Genomic DNA, 18,962 nt, shown 5'->3' with positions numbered 1-18,962 from the left:
GCAAACCGGCTTATTGCGGGCCACGCCCGATCAATGCGGCAATCGTCGCAAAATCCGGCCCTTGCGCGCGATCCTCTTCAAGCGCCGGGACGTGGGTGCGGACAAAGGCATAGGCTTCCGCCGATCCCTTGCCCAATTCGCCTGAGACGCCTCTGAGCTCGACGGCCTGTACCGAAGCAATCAGTTCGATGGCGACCAGATAGCGCAGGCGCTCGACGATCGCCTGCGCCTTTGCCAAAACGCTCGGAGCCATCGATGCCTGGTCTTCGACGCCATCGGCGACAGGAATGGGCGAAAGCGAAACCGGCATGGCTAGATGGCGGATTTCGGCTTCCATGGCCGAGACGGTCTTTTGCACGGTCGCAAAACCGGTACGGCTCTGGCCCATCGGGGTCAGAAAGCGGGGCAGGTCGGACATGCCAGGCGACATGATCTTCATGATCCGATAGGCGGTGCCTGCCGCACAATGCGCCATCGCCTGCCCCAGCCTTTCCCAGGCGAGCACAAAAGCGGTCATGTCAAAATTGCCGTGTGAAAGAATGACGCCCTCGGATGCGATCACGACAGGATTGTCACTGGAACTGACGAGCTCTATGTCAGTCGCCTGCCTTGCCTCATCGATCGCATGCCGCAACGCGCCCCAAACCTGCGGCGTGCAGCGGTAGCTCAAAGGATCCTGCAGACGCCTTGCCGCATCGGCGGCAAGCAAGGAGCTGCCCGAAAGAAGCTCCATCAGCTGAGCGGCGACGCGGCGCTGCCCAAAGGCCGGTCTTGCAGCCAGAGCGCGGTCGTCGAAGGCACTGACATTGGCCCGGAACGCTTCGAAATTAACGGCAATCGCCTTCAGGGACCAATCGAAGAGCCGCTCGATATCCACAAGCGCCAAGCAGGCGAGGCCGATGGAGAGGCTGTTGGCCACAACAAGCGCATGCCCGTCCTTCGGCGCCAATTCGAGGGGCTTCAGGCCGGCCCTGTCAAGGGCGATGGCGGCCGGCAGCACTTCGCCGTCAAACTCGATCTCACCGAAGCCCAGAAGGCCCCGGCTCATATGGGCAAGCGGCGCCAAATCCGCCGCACCGATCGAGCCCAATGAGGGGACGACAGGATGGACACCGGCATTGATGGCGGCAATCAGACCCTGGAAGATTTTCAGCGAAACGCCGGAACCGCCCGCCGCCATGCCGGCGGCCCTGACGGCCATCATCGCCCGCATGGATTCCTCGGCAAGCGGCTCCCCGACACCGACGGAGCGGGCTTGCGGCACACGCATCTGGAACGCTACCAGATCTTCCGTTGCAAGTCGGGTATCGACCCCCGCCCCAAGTCCCGTCGTCAGGCCATAGACCGGCAGATCGCTTTCCGTATAGCGATCGACGACGGCGCGCGCGCCCACAATCCGGGCCTCGACCTCGGCCGATACCTCGATCCTTGCGTGACGACGGGCAATTGCTGCGATGTCCTCGATCGTCGGCGCCGCCGCACTGAAGATGATCGATGGAGAATTGGTGGCGCTCACTGTTTCTCTCCGAGAATGGCTACGGGCCGTGCGGGACCCTTGGTGGACCGTGCTTCCAGCCGATATTGCGCGCCGGGATAGTATAACAGCGCACAGGTCACGACGGCCTCGCCTGACCAAGTTCTTCGAAAGACGCGCAGGCAAGGGTGATCATTCCTGAGGCCGAGATATTTGCGTATGGCCGGATCCGGTTTGACGGCCTGGACGATATGTTCGAACGCCGTTATCGGAGCCACCTCCGTCAGATATTCGTGCGGCGTCATGCTGCGGAAGTCGGCCGACAGATAGTCGGGCGCGACCAGCGGATTGACGTAGCGCTCCTCGACCTGAATGGGCCGGTCGTTTTCCATGTGCACGATCAGCGAATGCATCACCTCAGCGCCGAGGATGAGTTCGAGCGCGTCGGCGACGTTGGCATCCGCCTTCATCAAGCCGGCCTTGACCACGATCGCCTGATGCGTGTGGCCCCGCTCCAGTATTTCGTCGGCTATGTTGCGGATTTGAAGCAGATCGACGTCGAGGTGCTTTGGCGACACGAAGGTTCCTATCCCGGCGGATCGCTTGAGAACACCCTCGAACATCAACTCCCGCAGCGCCCGGTTCGCCGTCATGCGGCTGACGCCGAATGCCGCCACCAATTCGCTCTCAGAGGATACCCGGTCTCCCGGCTGCAGCTTGCCCTCGGCGATCTCGGCCAGAATCTGCTCCTTGATCCTGATATAATGGCGCGCCTCGCCGGCGGCGGGTTTGACCGCTTTCGTCATGACAACCTCGCCATGCCATTGTCGAGGATGATCGCGCCGCGAGAAGCAACGAGGCCTCGGAAGCGAATCTCGGCATCGTTCCGCCACATCTGCACGGTGATCGTTTCGCCGGGAAAGATCGGCGCGCTGAAACGCGCCGCGATGGCGCTCAAGGCGCTCGCCAGGCTTGGATCGATGGCAGCGACAATGGCGTAACCCGCATAACCGAAGCTGCACAGCCCATGCAGGATCGGCCGGTCAAAGCCGCTTTTGCCGGCTGCCCGCGGGTCGACATGCAGCGGATTGAGATCGCCGTTCAGGCGATAAAGCAGAGCGGCGTTGTCAGGGATGTCGACATTGATTTCAAGATCCGGCGCTCTCTCCGGGACTTTCGACAAGGGTTCGGGCGCAGATCCCGCCGAACCGCACCCACCGTCGCCGCGGCACGCATTCGTCTGGACGATCGTCGCGATTGGCTCACCATCGTCCACGGTTGCGATCAAGCGCTCGAAGCTGACGAACATCCCTTTCTCAACGCCGCGGTCGACCACCGACAAGACGCGCGAGCGTGAGATCAGCGGCACATCGAGAGGAACCGGCCGATGGATCGTCAGGCGATGTTCGGAATGCACCAGACGCGCCCAGTCGACGCCTGTCTGCTGCATCCATGGGCCTGGATGCGCCACGATATTGGCAAGGGTCGGCGCGGTCACGAGATCGCGTTCATAGACGTAGTTCAATGTCTTTTCGTCGAGCGCGTTGGTGCCGTAGCCAACCGACAGGGCGTAAAGGATGGCATCCCTTGCGGTAACCACATGTGTCGCTTGCGGCACCGGGAAGTCGAGGATGGATTGGGCCGATAGCGTCACGATGCGGCTCCCCCGGATGTCGCGGGTTTGCGAGCGCCACCGGACAGGCGGATGCCGCCGTCAATGGAAAGCAATTCACCGGTGACGAAGTCAGCCCCCTGAACAAGCCAGACTATGGCGCCGGCAACGTCTTCCGGTGTCGCGACCCGGCCGAGCGGCGCGGTTTCCGAAAATCGCTTGGCAATGGCTCCATAGGCATCCGGCCCGAGCGTGTCGCGCATCCAGCGCGTATCGATGATGCCGGGGCAAACCGCATTCACGCGGATATCGGGACCGCAGGTGCGCGCCAAGGCCAAAGTCAGCGCATTGAGCGCACCCTTGGAGGCCGTATAGGCAAGCGAACTGCCGCCGCCGGTAAAGGCAACGTTGGATGAGACATTGACGATCGCACCGCCGCCGCTGTTCCGCATCGCAGGTATCGCCGCCCGGCACATCTGATAGACGCCGATGACGTTGACACCGAAAACGTTCTGGAAGTCTTCGGCCGACAGCGTCTCCAGATCGAAAGGATCGGATATGACCGTCATTGCGGCATTGTTCACCAAGGCGTCGAGCCGTCCCCATCGATTGACGGTAATCGCGACCATCCGGCGGCAAGCCGCGTCGTCGGCAACGTCGGCTTGGACGATCTCGACCTCCGTGCCCAGACTGCGGCAGATATCGCCGGTCTCATCGGCCTCTTTTTTGCTGCGGCTGTAGTTGATGACCACCCGGGCGCCGCCCTCGGCGAATTGCTTCACGCATGCAGCCCCGACACCCGTTGCCGAGCCCGTGACGATGATGGCGGCTCCATCGATTTTCATGGGGCAAAGTCCTTCATGGCATGGGTCGAAAACAGGCGCACATCCATCTGCTTCAGCTGGTCCGACACCGCGATGCCCTTCGGCAGGCGGTCGAGAACATCGGCGGCAAGATCGATGCCGGGGGCAAACTCCGTCAGCGTCAAGCATCCGCCGATCACCCGAAAAACCGCCCGCTCAGTGACGACGAGCTGTGACTGTCCCTCCGGCGCAAAGGCTGGGCTCGAACTGATCTGGTCGACAGCCTCGACGATCTTGCAAAGGCGGCCGTCCTGGATGATGTCGAGCCTGCCGTTGGCAACTGCAATTTGCGCGCCGCCCGCCGAAAATGCGCCGAGATAGACAACATGCTTGGCTGTCTGCGAGATATTGGTGAATCCGCCGACCCCGACGATGGAATTGTTGAAGCGGCTGACATTGACCGCCCCATGCCGATCCACCTCGGCCATGCCGAGAAAGGCGATGTCCAGGCCGCCGCCGTCGTAAAAGTCGAACTGCGATGCCTGTGGGACGATGGCGGTCGGATTGACCGCGGCGCCGAAGGACAGCTCTTCGGCCGGCACGCCGCCGATGACGCCGGATTCGATCGTCACGGTATAATCGTCGAATCCCTCTTCGCTGGCGATACGGCCGATCCCGGCGGCAATGCCGATGCCGAGATTGATCGTCGGGCGGTTCAGCGGCGCCAGTTCCAGGAAGGCGCGTCGCTGAATAATCTTATCGACCGACAGCGGCGCCGGCTGCAGGCGGCTCACCGCCATCCGGACGCGCCCGGTATAGGCGATATTGTCCGTTTCAGCGAAACTGATGCCGTGCTGGGCCGGATCATCACAGACGACGACATAATCGACGAGCGCCGCCGGGATACGAACATCGTTGGGCTGCAGCGAGCCGCGCTCGGCAATCCTTTTGACCTGCACGACGACGATGCCACCGGAGTTTCGGCCCGCCTGTGCCATGGCGAGCACATCGAGCGGGAAGGCCTCGTCCTCGAGCGTGATGTTCCCGTCTTCGTCGGCCGTCGTTCCGCGCAAGAGCACGCAGTCGAGCGGCATCGACGGATAAAGCAGCCATTCCTTGCCGCGCAACGACACACGCTCGACAAGCGAACGCGGTGTCGTCGCATTCATGCGGCCGCCGCCATGAAGCGGATCCATGAAGGAACCGAGACCGATATGGGTGACCACTCCAGGCTGACCCGCCGCAATCGCCCGATAGAGTTGCGCGATGACGCCCTGCGGCCAGCAATGCGCTTCGATCTTTTCCTCGATCGCAAGCTTTCCAAGGCGCGGCGTTCCGCGCCATCCCCCGGCAATCACACAGGCGACCAGGCCTTCATAACCGAAGTGCCCCATGCCGCGCGTCTGACGATCGCCCGTACTGGCAGCGAACAGAAGCGTCAGGTTGCGGGGTTTTCCAGAGGCGAGGAAACGCTCCTCGACAGCGGCCGTAATGGCCTCGGGATGGCAGCATCCTCCAAAACCGGAAGCAGCGACAGTCATCCCGTCTTCGAGAAGATCCGCAGCTTGCTGTGAAGAGATGACCCGCATGACGATCTATGCTTCCGCCTAACCTGTATATACAGGCTAGCTGCTGATCGTTTGGAAGGCAACCGGATTCTTTGCAAGTATTTTGGGCATATCACCTCGATCAGACGATATTCAGCAGCCCGATCAGGCAAAGCCCGAGAGCCCCCAGCGCCAACAGCGACAGCGCCGCCGCTGCGAGGACACGACCGCCGGTATGGGCGACGGATCTGACATCGACGGAGAGGCCCAAAGCCGCCATGGCGGTGACGGTGAAGGCGGCGGAAACAGCCCCCATTCCGGGCAGCAGCGGCGCCGGGATCGCGTCGAGGGAACGAAGCGTCGCCATGGCTGCAAAACCGAGGATGAACCATGGGAGAACATGGCGGAGCTTGACTGGCGAACCGCCAGGACGGCGGCCATGAACTGCGCCGAGCACGAGGATGACGGGTCCGAGCATCATCACGCGGATCAGTTTGACGAGCGTGCCCACCTGGGTGCTGACGGCTCCGGCAGAGGCCGTGGCCGCCAAGACCTGCGGGACGGCATAGGCTGTCAGTCCGGCGAAAACGCCATATTGTACGGCGCTGAAACCAAAGAGCAGGTGAAGAAGCGGCAGCGTCAGCACGGCACCGATACCGAGCAGCGCGGTAAAGGCTATCGAGGCGGCGATATCGTCGGGTTTGGCGCCGATCACGGGCGCTGCGGCGGCAATCGCAGAATTGCCGCAGATCGAATTGCCGCAAGCAACCAACGTCGCCAGGCTGGCCGACAGCCCGAAGAGCCGCCCGATAACAAAGCTGCCGGCCAAAGACAGAGCAACCAGAACGGCAACTCCGCCGACAAGCGGCAATCCAGCCTGTCGGATGGCAGCCGTGCTGAGCGAGGCGCCGAGCAACACGACCGCAATCTCGAGCAGTGTCTTGGCGGCGAATTGGATGCCGGGAATGAAGGTCTGCGGCAGGCAGACCGAGGAGCGCACGGCAATGCCGATCAGAATGGCAAGCACAAGGCTCTCGATCCAATGCGAGCCGAAAACCATCATCTGCAGCTGTTCAACGAGATACGCAGAGAGCGTGACTGCCGCACACAGGAGGAGTCCTGGCAGGGCGGCAGGAAGCGACAGGGAACGTGAGGCGGAAACGATCATCGGCAAGTCCTTGCGGAGGACCGTAATCTCCCACACTCGATTGTCGACTTCTATTGAATAGTATAGCATAGTTCATTCGCTAAAATCGAACGATTGAATCAATGACGTTTGAACAGCTTTCCATTTTCGTCGCGGTTGCGGAACGCGAGCATCTGACCAAGGCCGCGTTTGAGATCGGGCTCACGCCATCGGCCGTCAGCTCGGCTATCCGCAATCTCGAGACCTCCTATGGCGTCGAGCTTTTCCATCGCGTCGGACGCCGCATAGAGCTGACATATGAAGGACGGGTGTTTCTGGGGGAGGCTAGAGCGACGCTGGCGCGCGCAAAGGCCGCAGCACTCGTCCTGTCCGATCTCGGCGGCTTGCAAAAGGGTGAACTGGTCGTTTTTGCGAGCCAGACGATCGCCAGCTACTGGCTACCGGCGATGCTGATGCGTTTCAAGATCCGCTACCCGGGCATTGACCTGAAGCTGATGATTGGCAACACGACCACGGCGGCAAAAGCGGTTCTCGATGGATTGGCCGAAGTCGGTTTCGTCGAAGGCAGCGTTGATGAGCCGGCGCTGCATGTTCAGCCGCTTGCCGAGGACGAACTCCTTGTCGTCGTCGGTCCGCGCCATCCCTGGGCGCGTGGCAAACCAATTGCACCGGCAGACCTGGTTTCGGGCACAAAATGGGTCATGCGGGAAAAGGGGTCCGGAACCCGGTCGGCTTTCGAGGCGGCGATTTCCAATCTCGGCATAGACCCCGGAGATCTGGCTGTCGCGCTGCAACTGCCGTCGAACGAGGCGGTCATATCGGCAGCAAGGGAGGGCCTCTGCGCGACAGTCGTTTCGGGAGCCGTGGCCGCGCCACTCTTGACGCAAGGTCTGCTGGTAAAGGCGCGCTTCCCTCTGCCGTCCCGCCAATTTGAGATCCTGCGGCATAAACAAAGGCACTCCAGTCGTGCCTCGCTGGCGCTGGAAACCATTTGCCGCGAGGACAAAGCTGCCGAAGTCCAAAATTGGGATGATTGGGCGCTCTAGCTGTGAGCTTTCCGGAGGTTGTCCATTCGGAGCGGATTTAGGAGACTGGAGTTACCACACCTCAGTTTTCCAGGATCACTCCGAATGAACATCCATAAGAATGCCCGACTGACCCCGTTGCGTCGAGAGGAAATGGCTTTGGCCGTTGCCAAAGGCCAAGTGTCCAAAGCCCAGGCTTCCCGCCTTTATGGTGTCTCGTCAAAGATCGTTTCGCGCTGGGTCGAACGGTTCAGGGCACAAGGACGCGCCGGGATGGCGGACCGCTCGTCCCGGCCCAAAATCAGTCCACGTCAGACGGGTCAGTCCTTGGCAGAGCGCATCGTCGCACTTCGCCGTCAGCGCCGGACAGGCAAGCACATCGCCATGGAAACAGGCGTGTCGCCCGCCACCGTCAGCCGCGTTCTCAGGCGTGCAGGCCTGTCACGGATGAAGGATGTCGATCCCGCCGAGCCGATTGTACGTTACGAATATGCCGAGCCGGGTGGTCTGATCCATCTCGATATCAAGCGCCTCGGCCGCTTTCATCGCGTCGGCCACCGCATCACCGGCAACCGGACCGGCCAAAGCAACTCGCGTGGTGTCGGCTGGGAATACGTCCACATCTGCATTGACGATGCCTCCCGCATCGCCTTTACCGATATCTTCCCCGACGAAACCGCCGTTAGCGCCATTGCCTTCCTCAAGGCGGCCGTCACCTATTATCAGAGCCTGGGCATCACAGTCACGCGGGTGATGACCGACAACGGCGCCTGCTACAAGGCCAAGGACTTCGCAACCACCTGCAAGGCACTCGGCCTCAAGCACATCCGCACCAAACCCTATACCCCCAAAACCAACGGCAAGGCGGAGCGCTTCATTCAGACGGCTTTGCGAGAGTGGGCCTATGCATGCGCCTATCCGTCATCCGAACACCGAAAAGCCCATCTGCCAAGCTGGACCCATATGTACAATTGGCATCGTCCGCACGGCAGCCTGAAATCAAAAACACCCATCAGTCGCCTCGGCCTCAACCGAGACAACCTCTTGAGCATCCACATCTAGCTGATCCAAGCCGCCGACGGTCTTTGTCGTTGCTGCTCACAGGCGCGTCAGCAGTACTCTTCCACGCCCGCGGGAACGGTTTGGCCTGCTTCATGGCATTATGGTGGTCGCCACGCACGACGACGTCATGACATTTTCAGCATGGGCATGGCTACATGGATGCCCACTTGCTGCCATCGGTGCTCCTTGATCAGCGAGCGGGCTTATGGATGAACGTGCCAGCCAAATCCTGAAACAATACTATCACGAGGCTCGCTAGATTGCGCGTCCGAAACTTGTCACCGCATCGTCTGATGCGTCCGACGTCACCGGCGCAATAGGCTTGGCGCGAAGCCGGCTTGCGTCGCGGGCGGGCGGAAGTCCGAACAGCCGCCCGTATTCCCGGCTGAATTGGGACGCGCTTTCATAGCCGACGGCGAAAGCGACACGGGCGGCGTCGCCCGGAGTCTCGAGCAACAGACGGCGTGCCTCGTGGAGACGGAACCGCTTCTGATACTGGATGGGCGTCATGGTCGTTGCCGCCTTGAAATGGCGGTGGAACACCGAAGCACTCATTCCCGTCATCCGCGCCAGATCTTCGACCTTGAAAGATTCCGTGAAGTTTTCGCGAATCCAGGCGAGCGCCCGCCTGACTTGAGACTGGCGGCCGTCGATCTGTGCGATCTGCCGCAGCTTCGCTCCCTGCGGTCCCCGCAATAGCCGGAACAGGATTTCCCGCTCAATCATTGGTGCCATGACGGAAATTTCGTTTGGCCTATCGAGAAGTCGCATCATCCGTAGAAATGCTTCTTCGAGCTGAGGATCGGTCGGACTCACGCCGAGGCCACATAAGAATTCCGGATCGTGCACATCAGGCATCTCAATCAGAAGGTCGGCGATGTTACGGGCGTCAAAGCTGAACCCGACGCCGAGAAATGGCTTCTGGAGGCTCGCTTCGGATATTCTGCCAAAGACAGGAACCTCGACCGAGGCCACGAAGTAGCTGCCCCCTCCATAGTGCAATACGTTCTCGCCGCAAGTGATTGCCTTGGCGCCTTGTAACACCAGGCATATGACAAGCTCCGTCATGCCTGCCGTCGGCTCAGTCGTGCGTTCTGCTCTTAGCAAACCGACGCGTGGAATGGCGGTCGTCGTACGACCGCCACGCGAGTGCCTGTCGATCAGGGACCTTAGTTCTTCGCCCACATTGTCCATGCTGTTAAATTGCACCCTCCTCCAACGCGCGCAAGTCTTTCGGCAGGATTAGGCAAGAGTTCAATAGAATTTGGCACGCGGCCGGAAAGGCGCCTACTCATATTGGACGGGCAACCAGAATGGAGAACGACCATGTCGAAGAATGCATTGATCACCGGCGCCAACAAGAGCATCGGCTTTGAAACCGCTCGACGGCTCGGGGGATTGGGTTATCGTGTTTGGCTTGGTGCCCGCGATGCGGGGCGCGGTGAGAGTGCGGCGGAAACTTTGCGAGCTCAGGGTCACGATGTGCGCTTCCTTGAAATTGCCGTCGAGGACGACGCAAGTGTGAAGGCAGCCGCGGATCGTGTCAGACAGGAAGACGGCAAGCTCGACGCACTGGTCAACAATGCGGGCATACCCGGAGCATTCATCGATCCGGCGGATCAGACCTTAGACGACATCCGTCAGGTCTACGAGATCAACGTATTCGGGCCGATCCGAATTACGCAAGCTTTCCTGCCTCTGCTCAAAGCAGCGGGGTCCGCCAATGTCGTCAACGTCAGCAGCGAGCTCGGTTCGCTTGGCGCCCTGACAGACCCGGAGAGCGAATTCTATGGTGTGAACAGCATGGGCTACAACAGCTCGAAGACCGCCCTCAACGCAGTGACCGTATCGTTTTCCAAGGCCCTCGCGTCGTTCGGCATCAGGGTCAACAGCGCGGATCCCGGATACACAAAGACCGATTTTAACGGCAATACAGGCTATCGGACGGTCGAGCAGGCGGCTGAGATCATCGTCCAGCTTGCAGTCGCGAACGACGGCCAGACGGGTGCCTTCATCAATGACAAGGGCACACTACCTTGGTGAGCCTGACTTAATGTCCAGGGCGGGGGCCGGTGCGCCCTTTCCTAAAGACAGCCAATTTAATCGCTGGTTCCACGATCGTACGTCGCGGTGCCGCCGGTCAGACAACTAAGCTGTCGGTCAAGGTGAACGAAGACTGTCGCTCGCTGTACCCCCTGGCAAATTCGAGTGCAGCCGCTTCAAACTGACCATTGACATCGGCAGCGTTAAGGCAGAAGCCGCACTCGGCCGCGCATGCGCGGCCGTTTTGCGAGGATGCCAAAGATGACGACCAAGACTGGCGTAGCCAATGCCGGAAATCTGATCATGACCGGCGTCTTGCTGATGCTGCTTGGCGATCTGCTTTTTGCGCTGAACGATGCAATGGGCAAGTGGCTGGTCGCCAGCTTTGCCGTCGGCCAGGTGCTGGTGATCCGCTCGATTGGCGCTTTCATCGTGCTCGGACCAATGATCCTTCGGCAAGGGCCGATGGCCTTGTTCCGCGTCGAGCAGAAGGGCCTCCAGTTCATCCGTGTTTTTATGGCGACCTGCGATGTCGCGCTGTTTTATGCCGCTGTCGCCTATCTGCCGCTCGCAGATGTGATGACCTTCTATATGGCCGGTCCGATCTACATTGCGGCGCTCTCGCATTTTTTTCTCGGAGAAAAGATCGGCTGGCGCCGGTGGCTGGCCGTTCTGATCGGCTTCGCAGGCGTCGTCATCGCGCTGCGTCCGTCCATGGCGATGCTGTCGCTTCCATCGCTCTTCGGTCTTGCCGGCAGCCTTGCCTTTGCGCTGTCGCTGGTGATGAGCCGCTATCTGCGCTCGACCAGCGACACGACGCTGGTGACATGGCAGACGATCGCCGCGCTCGTCACCGGCATCGTTTTAAGCGTCGGCCACTGGCAGTCGGCAACCCTCATCGATTGGTCCGGCATGTTGCTGCTTGGCATCGTCGCCTCGTGCGCGCATCTGCTCATCACCCGCTCGCTCAAGCTCGCACCGGCATCGCTGCTCGCCCCGTTGCAATATACGCTGCTGCTCTGGGCGATCGTCCTCGGCTACCTCTTCTTCAACGATATTCCCGATGCACAGATCATCATCGGTGCCGCAATCATCGTCGTTGCGGGGCTCTTCATCTTCCACCGGAAGAACCTGAAAGAGACGGTTCCGGTCGAAGCCGTCCCGCCCGACGGTCATTGAGGGCTACAGCGCTGCTTATCTTTCAGCTTCGCATGGGACGCTGCTGTAACTCCTGGAATTCCCACATACTTCCATCCTTAAACCGTGCGGGAATAGATCAAACGGATGGGGGCTCAGTCACGCGGGCGTTCCACGGAACAATTTGGACGCTTGCACGCTACTCCCGAGCATTCAAACCTGGGAGATCGCAATGGCGTCCATGACCCTCGAAGACCTGTCCTCGCAACTGAAGAAGATCGATTTCTGCATGCTGTCGACGAACGCCGGGTCGGGCCGCATCTCGGCCCGGCCGATGAGCAACAACGGCGACGTCGAATATGACGGGGATTCCTGGTTCTTTTCGTATGAAGACAGCAGCAAAATCACGGAGATCGAAGGCATCGACACCGTCTCGCTGACGTTCACGGCACCTCCCAGCCTCCTCGGCAAACCGGGGATTTTCATCGCTGTCGAGGGCCTCGCCTCGCTGGTACGGGACAAGGCTGCATTCCAAGAACATTGGGTCCCCGATCTCGAGCGGTGGTTTCCTGAAGGTGTGAACACTCCCGGGATCGTTCTTATCAAGGTTTCAGCATCCTCCATCCGGTACTGAGATGGTGAGAAAAACGGCGAGGTCGCCCTGCCTGGCTCAGCGAGTTAGGGTAATGGCATAAAAGGGTGCCCTACTCTGCGGGCGGCTCCTCCCAACCGAAGACGCTCCGCCCTCCGAAATCGGCGGATTGGCGGAATTCGCCGGCGATGAATTCTTTGAGGTCGGGACCTGTCACATAGCGTTCCATCTGCCTGGACTGATCGTCCAGGCGCTTGAGCGCCTGCAATTCCTCCTCGCGTCCGAGCCTGCCCTTCTGCACCGCCGATTTCATCACGGCGATCGTCTCGTCATAGACCTTGAGCGGGACCGGAAAAGGATGGCGGTCCTTGCCGCCATGGGCGATCGAGAAGCGCGCCGGATCGGAAAAACGGCAGGGTGCGCCGTGGACGACTTCCGCCACCATCGCCAACGCCTTCACCGTGCGGGCGCCAACGCCTGGAACGAGCAGCAGCTCTTCGAATTCCGCCGGCCCGCGATCGGCGGCGGCAGCCAGATTTCCATGCAGGCGGCGCATGTTGACGTCGCTCTCGCGGACGTCGTGATGGGCAGGCATGATCAGGTGCGGCAGCATCGGCTGTGCGGCGGGTTCGGGCGCCGGCGCTTCGGCGCGCAACAATGCGGCGGCTTCGCGGATGATCCGGTCGGGACCGAGGGTCGCTAGCAGATCGAGCTGACCGCGCCGCGAGCGTTCGGCGCGCCGGTCGGCAAGATTGACGATCTCGCCCTGGCTCCTTCCCTCGATTGCCGCATGCGGCGAGTCGACGAAGCTCTCCAGGCCTTCGGACAGCCAGTGATAGCGCCGGGCCTGCCGCCTGTCGCCGTTCATGCCCTGCTGCACGACCACCCAATGGCCGTCATCGGCAACGATGAACCCGTGCAGATAAAGATCGAACCCATCCTGAAGGGCGGCGCTGTCGACCTTGGCGATAAGACGGCTGGTGGTCGCAAGCCCCTCGCCGTCGAGACCGACACGCTCGCCGATCGAGACGAGTTCCTGCGGCGTCTTGCGCGAATGCGCGCCGCGGCCGCCGCAAACATGCAGGCCGAGCTCGCCGGCACGCGGCTTCAGCCCGCGCTTCAACGCCCCGAGAACACTGGTCGTGATGCCTGAGGAATGCCAGTCCATGCCCATGACCGCGCCGAAGGACTGGAACCAGAAGGGATGCGCGAGCCTGCGCAGGAATTCGTCGCGGCCATAATGATGAACGATCGCCTCGGTGATCAGCGTTCCCAACCGCGTCATCCGGTCGCCGAGCCAATACGGTACGCGTCCCCCGTGAAGAGGAAGATCGGCGCTGCCTGCTCGTTGTGACATCTCGTTTCCTTGCATTTTGCATCGCAGGCTGCCCACAGCGCGCCACTGGCCGACGCTATCGGGGAACTCAGGCAAATTCCGGGCGTTTGTGCTCCAGTTAGAGGCCGAGGCAATCATGACGACATTCGAAACCATCTTCAATAACCCGAGCTTGCCCCAGACAAAATCACAACGGCCGGGCGGCCGCCAGAAACAGGAGGGCAGCGCCTTGTCCCCGGAAGGGAGCGCTGCGAAGGCGGCCTTCCTGATCAACGGCAACAGCTATTTCGCAGAGCTGGCGCGCGCGTTGCGACAGGCGCGGCGCACCATCTGGATCGTCGGGTGGGATTTCAATCCGAACATCCGGTTGGAACCCGATAAGTCCGACAAAACGCTGGCCGACCTGTTGCATGCCCTGGCAGCGGCAAATCCGAAGCTCGAAATACGCATCCTCATCTGGGCGCTCGGTCCCGTTTATTCTGGCAAGTCCCTGCAGCCGCTGCGGAAGAAAAACTTTCCCAGAAATGCGCGGATCGATTTACGCTTCGAACTTCAGCCGACATTGCGCGGCTGCCACCATCAGAAACTCGTCTGTATCGACGATGCCGTCTCCTTCATCGGCGGCATAGATCTGACGTCGCGCCGGTGGGACACCTGGCTCCACCGCGCCAAGGATAAGCTACGGCGCGACCCCGAGGGCGTTTCCTACGATCCGCTGCACGACGTTCAGGCAATGGTCACCGGCGATGCTGCCAGGTTGATCGGCGATATCGCCAGGCGGCGCTGGGAAAACGCCACCGGCGAAAGCCACCTGTCGTTGGCCGAAAACGTCCCCTTCGCCTGGCCGGACGATCTCGCAGTTCCCCTGAAGGAGATCGCGGTCAGCTTCGCGCTGACGGAGCCCTCGACCGCACTTCGCCCCGGCATCAGCGACGGCATCGCCATGACATTAGACATTATCGCCCGGGCGCGGCGGCAGCTTTACATCGAGGCGCAATATCTTGCCTCCTTCCGCGTCGCCGACGCCATTGCCGCGCGGCTGCAGGAGGAGGACTGCCCCGAAGTCGTCATCATCTGCACGCGCAGCTCTCACGGGCTGATCGAAAAGATTGTCATGGGCGGCAATCGCGACAGGGTCATCCGCCGCCTGAAACGCGCCGATCGTGCGGACCGCCTGCGCGTCTACTATGCTGTCGTGCCCGGGCCAGTCACGCCCGGAGAGAACGGCGAGGTGGAGGTGCTCGTCCATTCCAAACTGATGATTGCCGATGACGAACTGGTCCGAATCGGCTCGTCCAACCTCAACAATCGCTCGGAAGGGCTGGATTGCGAATGTGACATGCTTGTCGAGGCCGGTAATAACGAGCATCGCCGCGCGATCGTGGATCTGCGCAATCGCCTGCTTTCGGAATATCTCGGAACCACCCCGGAAAGCTTTGCCGCAGCCTTTATGCAAAGCGGCTCGTTGATCGAGACAGTCGACGCGCTCAATGACGGGCCTCGGGGTTTACGGGAATTCACCGTCGAGCTGCCGGGCAGCATTTCGCCGATTTTAGGCACCGCCCTCTTCGATCCGGTTCGACCCTTCGCGCCCCTAGACCGACTGGGCCTCGGCGCGCTCGTCCGCCTCCTCATTCGCCCCGCGTGACGTCCGTCGGAAAACGACCTCGCTGATGACGAGAAGCGTCGTGCCGAGCGCCAGCGGAATGAAGAAATAGGCGCAGCGAAACGCAATCAGCGCGCCGATCGACGCCTCCTTCGGCACGACATAGGAGACCGTCGCCTCAAGCACGCCGAGACCGCCCGGAACATGGGTTGCGAGGATCGCTGAATTGGCAAGCACGTACGCCGTCACCGACCTGAAGAAGGCAACGTCGCCGAAGGCCGAAAGCATCTGATGCAGGCAGGCGGCGACGAGCATGAAATTGATCGTCCCGACCGCAACCTGTGCGACCGCGATCGAAAATCGCGGTAGCTGAAACGACCAGCGCCACAGCCGCAACGTGCCGCGGATGAAAAACGCCAGGCCCGCATAGACCCCCGGCACGACCAGCGCCAGCAAACCGAAGATGCGCACACTTGCCGGGTCGATGCGCAGCAGGCGCCCGGCATCGCCGGGATTGACGATCATGGCAAGACCGCCAAGTGTGATCAGCCCAAGCCCCACCGTGACACCACAAAAGAGGATGATCTTCGCCACGTCCTCCGCCGTCAGCCCCCAGCGCGAATAGAAACGATAGCGAAAGGCGCCGCTGCTCAGCCCGGCAAAGCCGATATTGTGGCCGAGCGAAAGGCTGATGAAGGACGCCAGTGCAATCCTGGAATAGGGCAAGGATTTGCCGAGCGAACGGATCGCCAGGACATCGAAGCAGCTCAGGCACAGATAGGACCCCGTCGCAAAGAGAAGTGCCATGCAAAAGGTCGACAAAGGTATGCTGCGAACCGATTGGACGATCTGATCGAGGCTGTATTGTTGGAAGATCCGATAGAGGAGAAAGACAGCAAGACAAAGGGCAGCAACGAGCAGTCCATTCCATATCATGCTTTTCAAGCTCATCGATTGTCCTCAGGAGTGCGAGCGCGATGGTTCGATCATCGGGAACGATCAAACTAGTTTTGTGTTCCCCGGAGAACACATTCTATGTTCTCCCGGGGGGAACGAGTTCAGCGGGGCCTATGCCGGATAAATCAATCAAACTCCTGACCTATAACGTGCACAGTTGTATCGGCGGCGACCGGAAGCTCGATCCCGGCCGCATCGCGTCTGTCATCGCTGAGGCTGAGGCTGATATCGTCGCTCTTCAGGAGGTCGACGTCCTCAGGCGCAGGACTGGCGGCGTTGACCAGGCCCATGCGATCGCCTCGCTTTTGAAGATGCAGGCTCATTTCCATCCAGCGCTGTCGATCGCCGAGGAGCAGTATGGCGATGCGATCATCACTTCGCTGCCGACAGGCGCGGTCAAGGCCGGACCATTGCCATCCATCGGCGAACAGCGCGGCGCCATTTCCGTCGAAATACTGGTCGGCGACAGAAAACTGCTGGTCGTCAACACTCATCTCGGCCTCCGAGGCCGCGAGCGCATCCGGCAGATGACGACATTGCTGAACCCGGGCTGGCTGCGCGGCACGGCGGATGAACCTCTTCCAACCATCCTCTGCGGCGATTTCAACGCCATTCCGTCATCGGCGACTTACCGACTTGCCGCGCGGTCATTGAAGGACGCCCAGCTCGCAAGCGGCGCCGCGCCTAGAGCGACCTTTCCCTCGCGCTACCCGCTGATGCGCCTCGACCACATCTTCGTCACTGACGATCTCATCGTCAAACAGGCGGCGGTCCTGGAAAACCGCCTGACAAGGATTGCCTCGGACCACCTGCCTCTGCTCGCGGAAATCGGCTTCGCCTGATCCGTCATCGACGACGACTTTCACCGGGCGAGCTTCCGGTTCATCGCCGCCGCCACCAACGGTAGCGCCGTCGTCACCACGGCTCCCAGAGGCAAACGCATGATGCCCCTCGTGACGACGAAGGTCGCCGCCATTGCGCCTGCCAGCTTGAGCCAGGGCTGATTGCCAAGCTGCGCATGGGCGCTCGCATCGGCCCATCGGACGTTCTCCGTAACGACGGTCGCGGCCTGATGTTGGATCACGTGAAGGCGAGCGCGGAGGTTTTCGAGTTCTTCTCTCAGTTCTCGCAACCGGCCTTCCAGGGCATGACCATCGGAGACCAGGAGCGGTTCCTCGACGGTGCCTCCGACCGAAGCATCACCTCCGAGTGTCGCAATATACGCCCGATATTCAGCATCGCTGGCAAAACCCTCACGTCTGATAAGATCAGGATTGATGCTCGCCTCTTCGAAGGAGGCCGGCGCGGTTTCTACACCGTCGCGCATATCCTTGTTTGTGCCGGTATCCCCGAGTTCGTCCTTGAACATGATGCGTCTCCAGTTGTTTCCTGGCGATAGAACGCTCGACGGGTCAGAAGGATGCATCGGCTGCTCCTGCTGCCGCCTTCACGTCACGACGCGCTGAAACGCTCCGGTCGAAAGTCTGCCAGCAGCGGATGGCGGCGTCCGCTGACGATCTCGTCCGCCAGCAGTTCGCCGGCGATCAGGCCGAGAGTGGCGCCGCTATGGCTGAAGGCGACGAAATAACCAGGGATTGACGGCAGCTCGCCGAAGACCGGCTCGCCGTCGCCCGGGATGGGCTTCGGGCCAACCCCGTAATCCTCGATCTCCAGCGCCGGATTGCCTTCGAGAACTCTGGAAGCCTCGCGCAGCAACCCCTCCAGCGTCGATCGCCTGACTTCGTAGCTGCCGTCGAGCCTGACGCTCACCTCTTCCTCGGACCAGGCGGAATCGAGCGCGAAGCCGCCGCTGGGCGTTGGCCGGATAGCAATGCGAGGCGTGTTGAGCACCGCCTGCAATGGATGGCGGATCGGCTTGGTCCGGACGAGAAGGGCGACCGGCGTTGCATCGCCGATATGCTGGCCGACCTCGGCCACGATTGCGGGGACGTCGCCGCCAGCAGCAAGCAGTACGGCATCCGCATCGCGGCGCATGCCGTCTGCCGTGATCACGCCACGGGCACGCCCGCCGTCGATATCGACCGTCGCGCGACCCGCGTCCGTGACGATCACGCCGCCCAGGGTGCGGAATTCTTCCGCAAGCATGCCGATCAAGGACGGAAGATCGACCCAGCCCTCCCCGGGGTTGAAGATCGCGCCTTGCCGCGTCACCGCATTTTCGTCGACACCCGGCGTCGCCGCGGCAATCCCTTGCGGCGCGAGCCATTGCGCGTGATAGCCGAGATCGCGCTCATAGTCGAAGATCTCAGCGATCTCGTTGCCGGCATCGTCCGCATCCCAGGTCAAGCCACCGTCGAAGCGAAGCCACGGCGCATCGGGATACCGGACGGCCAGTGTGCGATAGCGATCTATGCCGGCCAACCGCAGCCTGTGATAGGCGTCGGTGCGTTTACGCGCCGAGTTGAGCCAGGCGAGCGAACGGCCGGAGGCGCCGTTGGCAAGGGGGCCGTCATTGATGAGCACGGTGCGGACCCCGAGCCGTGCCAGATGGACCGATGTCGAGACGCCAAAGATCCCGCCGCCGATGACGACGACCTTCGAAGGTTTGGTGGAAGCATTCATGTCGATAACCTTGTTGTCTGCTCTTGCTAGATCGAATG

The 18,962-nt window shown here is 61.2% G+C and carries 18 protein-coding genes and 1 pseudogene; 8 read left to right on the top strand and 11 right to left on the bottom strand.

The window, feature by feature from the left end:
- Positions 1-10: 10 nt before the first annotated feature.
- The 6 genes from J3P73_RS27745 to J3P73_RS27720 form a co-directional block, all read right to left on the bottom strand.
- Complete coding sequence (locus J3P73_RS27745) at positions 11-1,516, bottom strand: HAL/PAL/TAL family ammonia-lyase (protein ID WP_130687409.1); 1,506 nt, start codon at positions 1,514-1,516, stop codon at positions 11-13.
- Positions 1,513-2,280, bottom strand: coding sequence for a histidine utilization transcriptional repressor HutC (gene hutC / locus J3P73_RS27740; protein ID WP_130663322.1), 768 nt, complete (start codon positions 2,278-2,280; stop codon positions 1,513-1,515). Before hutC ends, J3P73_RS27745 begins: the two co-directional genes overlap by 4 nt.
- On the bottom strand, positions 2,277-3,128 hold the full coding sequence (locus J3P73_RS27735; protein WP_024319717.1) for a MaoC/PaaZ C-terminal domain-containing protein: 852 nt from the start codon (positions 3,126-3,128) through the stop codon (positions 2,277-2,279). The genes hutC and J3P73_RS27735 overlap by 4 nt, the downstream gene beginning before the upstream one ends.
- Complete coding sequence (locus tag J3P73_RS27730) at positions 3,125-3,931, bottom strand: SDR family NAD(P)-dependent oxidoreductase (protein WP_130665756.1); 807 nt, start codon at positions 3,929-3,931, stop codon at positions 3,125-3,127. Before J3P73_RS27730 ends, J3P73_RS27735 begins: the two co-directional genes overlap by 4 nt.
- The gene (locus J3P73_RS27725) at positions 3,928-5,478 is read right to left on the bottom strand and encodes an acyl CoA:acetate/3-ketoacid CoA transferase (RefSeq protein WP_130665757.1); all 1,551 of its coding nucleotides are present in this window, start codon (positions 5,476-5,478) and stop codon (positions 3,928-3,930) included. Before J3P73_RS27725 ends, J3P73_RS27730 begins: the two co-directional genes overlap by 4 nt.
- 100 nt (positions 5,479-5,578) lie before the next feature.
- Positions 5,579-6,604: a YeiH family protein gene (locus J3P73_RS27720; protein ID WP_204337956.1), complete on the bottom strand. Its 1,026-nt coding sequence runs from the start codon at positions 6,602-6,604 to the stop codon at positions 5,579-5,581.
- 101 nt (positions 6,605-6,705) lie between these two features.
- On the opposite strand from J3P73_RS27720, the gene J3P73_RS27715 reads away from it, so the two are divergent.
- From J3P73_RS27715 to J3P73_RS38305, 3 genes and pseudogenes are all read left to right on the top strand, one after another.
- On the top strand, positions 6,706-7,629 hold the full coding sequence (locus tag J3P73_RS27715) for a LysR family transcriptional regulator (protein ID WP_024319713.1): 924 nt from the start codon (positions 6,706-6,708) through the stop codon (positions 7,627-7,629).
- Between the two features lie 84 nt (positions 7,630-7,713).
- A complete protein-coding gene (locus J3P73_RS27710; RefSeq protein ID WP_130692949.1) occupies positions 7,714-8,670 on the top strand; it encodes an IS481 family transposase in 957 nt (318 codons plus the stop codon).
- Between the two features lie 123 nt (positions 8,671-8,793).
- Positions 8,794-8,879 (top strand): annotated as a pseudogene (locus J3P73_RS38305) (type II toxin-antitoxin system VapC family toxin); the annotation flags it as partial.
- Positions 8,880-8,925: 46 nt separating this feature from the next.
- Here J3P73_RS38305 and J3P73_RS27705 read toward each other — a convergent pair.
- Complete coding sequence (locus tag J3P73_RS27705) at positions 8,926-9,864, bottom strand: AraC family transcriptional regulator (protein WP_024319712.1); 939 nt, start codon at positions 9,862-9,864, stop codon at positions 8,926-8,928.
- A gap of 132 nt (positions 9,865-9,996) precedes the next feature.
- Between J3P73_RS27705 and J3P73_RS27700 the strand changes: the two genes are divergently transcribed.
- From J3P73_RS27700 to J3P73_RS27690, 3 genes are all read left to right on the top strand, one after another.
- Complete coding sequence (locus tag J3P73_RS27700; protein ID WP_024319711.1) at positions 9,997-10,713, top strand: SDR family oxidoreductase; 717 nt, start codon at positions 9,997-9,999, stop codon at positions 10,711-10,713.
- 261 nt (positions 10,714-10,974) lie between these two features.
- Positions 10,975-11,892: a DMT family transporter gene (locus tag J3P73_RS27695; RefSeq protein WP_024319710.1), complete on the top strand. Its 918-nt coding sequence runs from the start codon at positions 10,975-10,977 to the stop codon at positions 11,890-11,892.
- Positions 11,893-12,082: 190 nt separating this feature from the next.
- Entirely contained in the window at positions 12,083-12,484 is a 402-nt protein-coding gene (locus J3P73_RS27690; RefSeq protein ID WP_130663324.1) for a pyridoxamine 5'-phosphate oxidase family protein, read from the top strand.
- A gap of 70 nt (positions 12,485-12,554) precedes the next feature.
- Here J3P73_RS27690 and J3P73_RS27685 read toward each other — a convergent pair whose 3' ends face one another.
- Positions 12,555-13,799: a DUF763 domain-containing protein gene (locus J3P73_RS27685; protein WP_024319708.1), complete on the bottom strand. Its 1,245-nt coding sequence runs from the start codon at positions 13,797-13,799 to the stop codon at positions 12,555-12,557.
- A gap of 115 nt (positions 13,800-13,914) precedes the next feature.
- On the opposite strand from J3P73_RS27685, the gene J3P73_RS27680 reads away from it, so the two are divergent.
- Complete coding sequence (locus tag J3P73_RS27680; protein ID WP_130665530.1) at positions 13,915-15,426, top strand: phospholipase D-like domain-containing protein; 1,512 nt, start codon at positions 13,915-13,917, stop codon at positions 15,424-15,426.
- Here J3P73_RS27680 and J3P73_RS27675 read toward each other — a convergent pair.
- A complete protein-coding gene (locus J3P73_RS27675) occupies positions 15,373-16,335 on the bottom strand; it encodes a lysylphosphatidylglycerol synthase domain-containing protein (protein ID WP_130657009.1) in 963 nt (320 codons plus the stop codon). The genes J3P73_RS27680 and J3P73_RS27675 overlap by 54 nt on opposite strands.
- A gap of 119 nt (positions 16,336-16,454) precedes the next feature.
- Between J3P73_RS27675 and J3P73_RS27670 the strand changes: the two genes are divergently transcribed.
- A complete protein-coding gene (locus J3P73_RS27670) occupies positions 16,455-17,183 on the top strand; it encodes an endonuclease/exonuclease/phosphatase family protein (RefSeq protein ID WP_130663326.1) in 729 nt (242 codons plus the stop codon).
- A 20-nt stretch (positions 17,184-17,203) separates the two neighbouring features.
- Here the strand turns inward: J3P73_RS27670 and J3P73_RS27665 are convergent, their stop codons facing one another.
- Positions 17,204-17,710 (bottom strand): hypothetical protein, encoded by a 507-nt coding sequence (locus J3P73_RS27665; protein WP_130687411.1) that lies wholly within the window; start codon positions 17,708-17,710, stop codon positions 17,204-17,206.
- An 83-nt stretch (positions 17,711-17,793) separates the two neighbouring features.
- Positions 17,794-18,924, bottom strand: a complete 1,131-nt coding sequence (locus J3P73_RS27660; RefSeq protein WP_130663328.1) for an NAD(P)/FAD-dependent oxidoreductase — start codon at positions 18,922-18,924, stop codon at positions 17,794-17,796.
- Between the last annotated feature and the right edge of the window lie 38 nt (positions 18,925-18,962).

It is taken from the genome of Rhizobium ruizarguesonis (assembly GCF_017357285.1).
GTDB lineage: Bacteria > Pseudomonadota > Alphaproteobacteria > Rhizobiales > Rhizobiaceae > Rhizobium > Rhizobium ruizarguesonis.
Note: the sequence above shows the minus strand (reverse complement) of the source record. Positions and strands in the feature narration are given on the sequence as shown.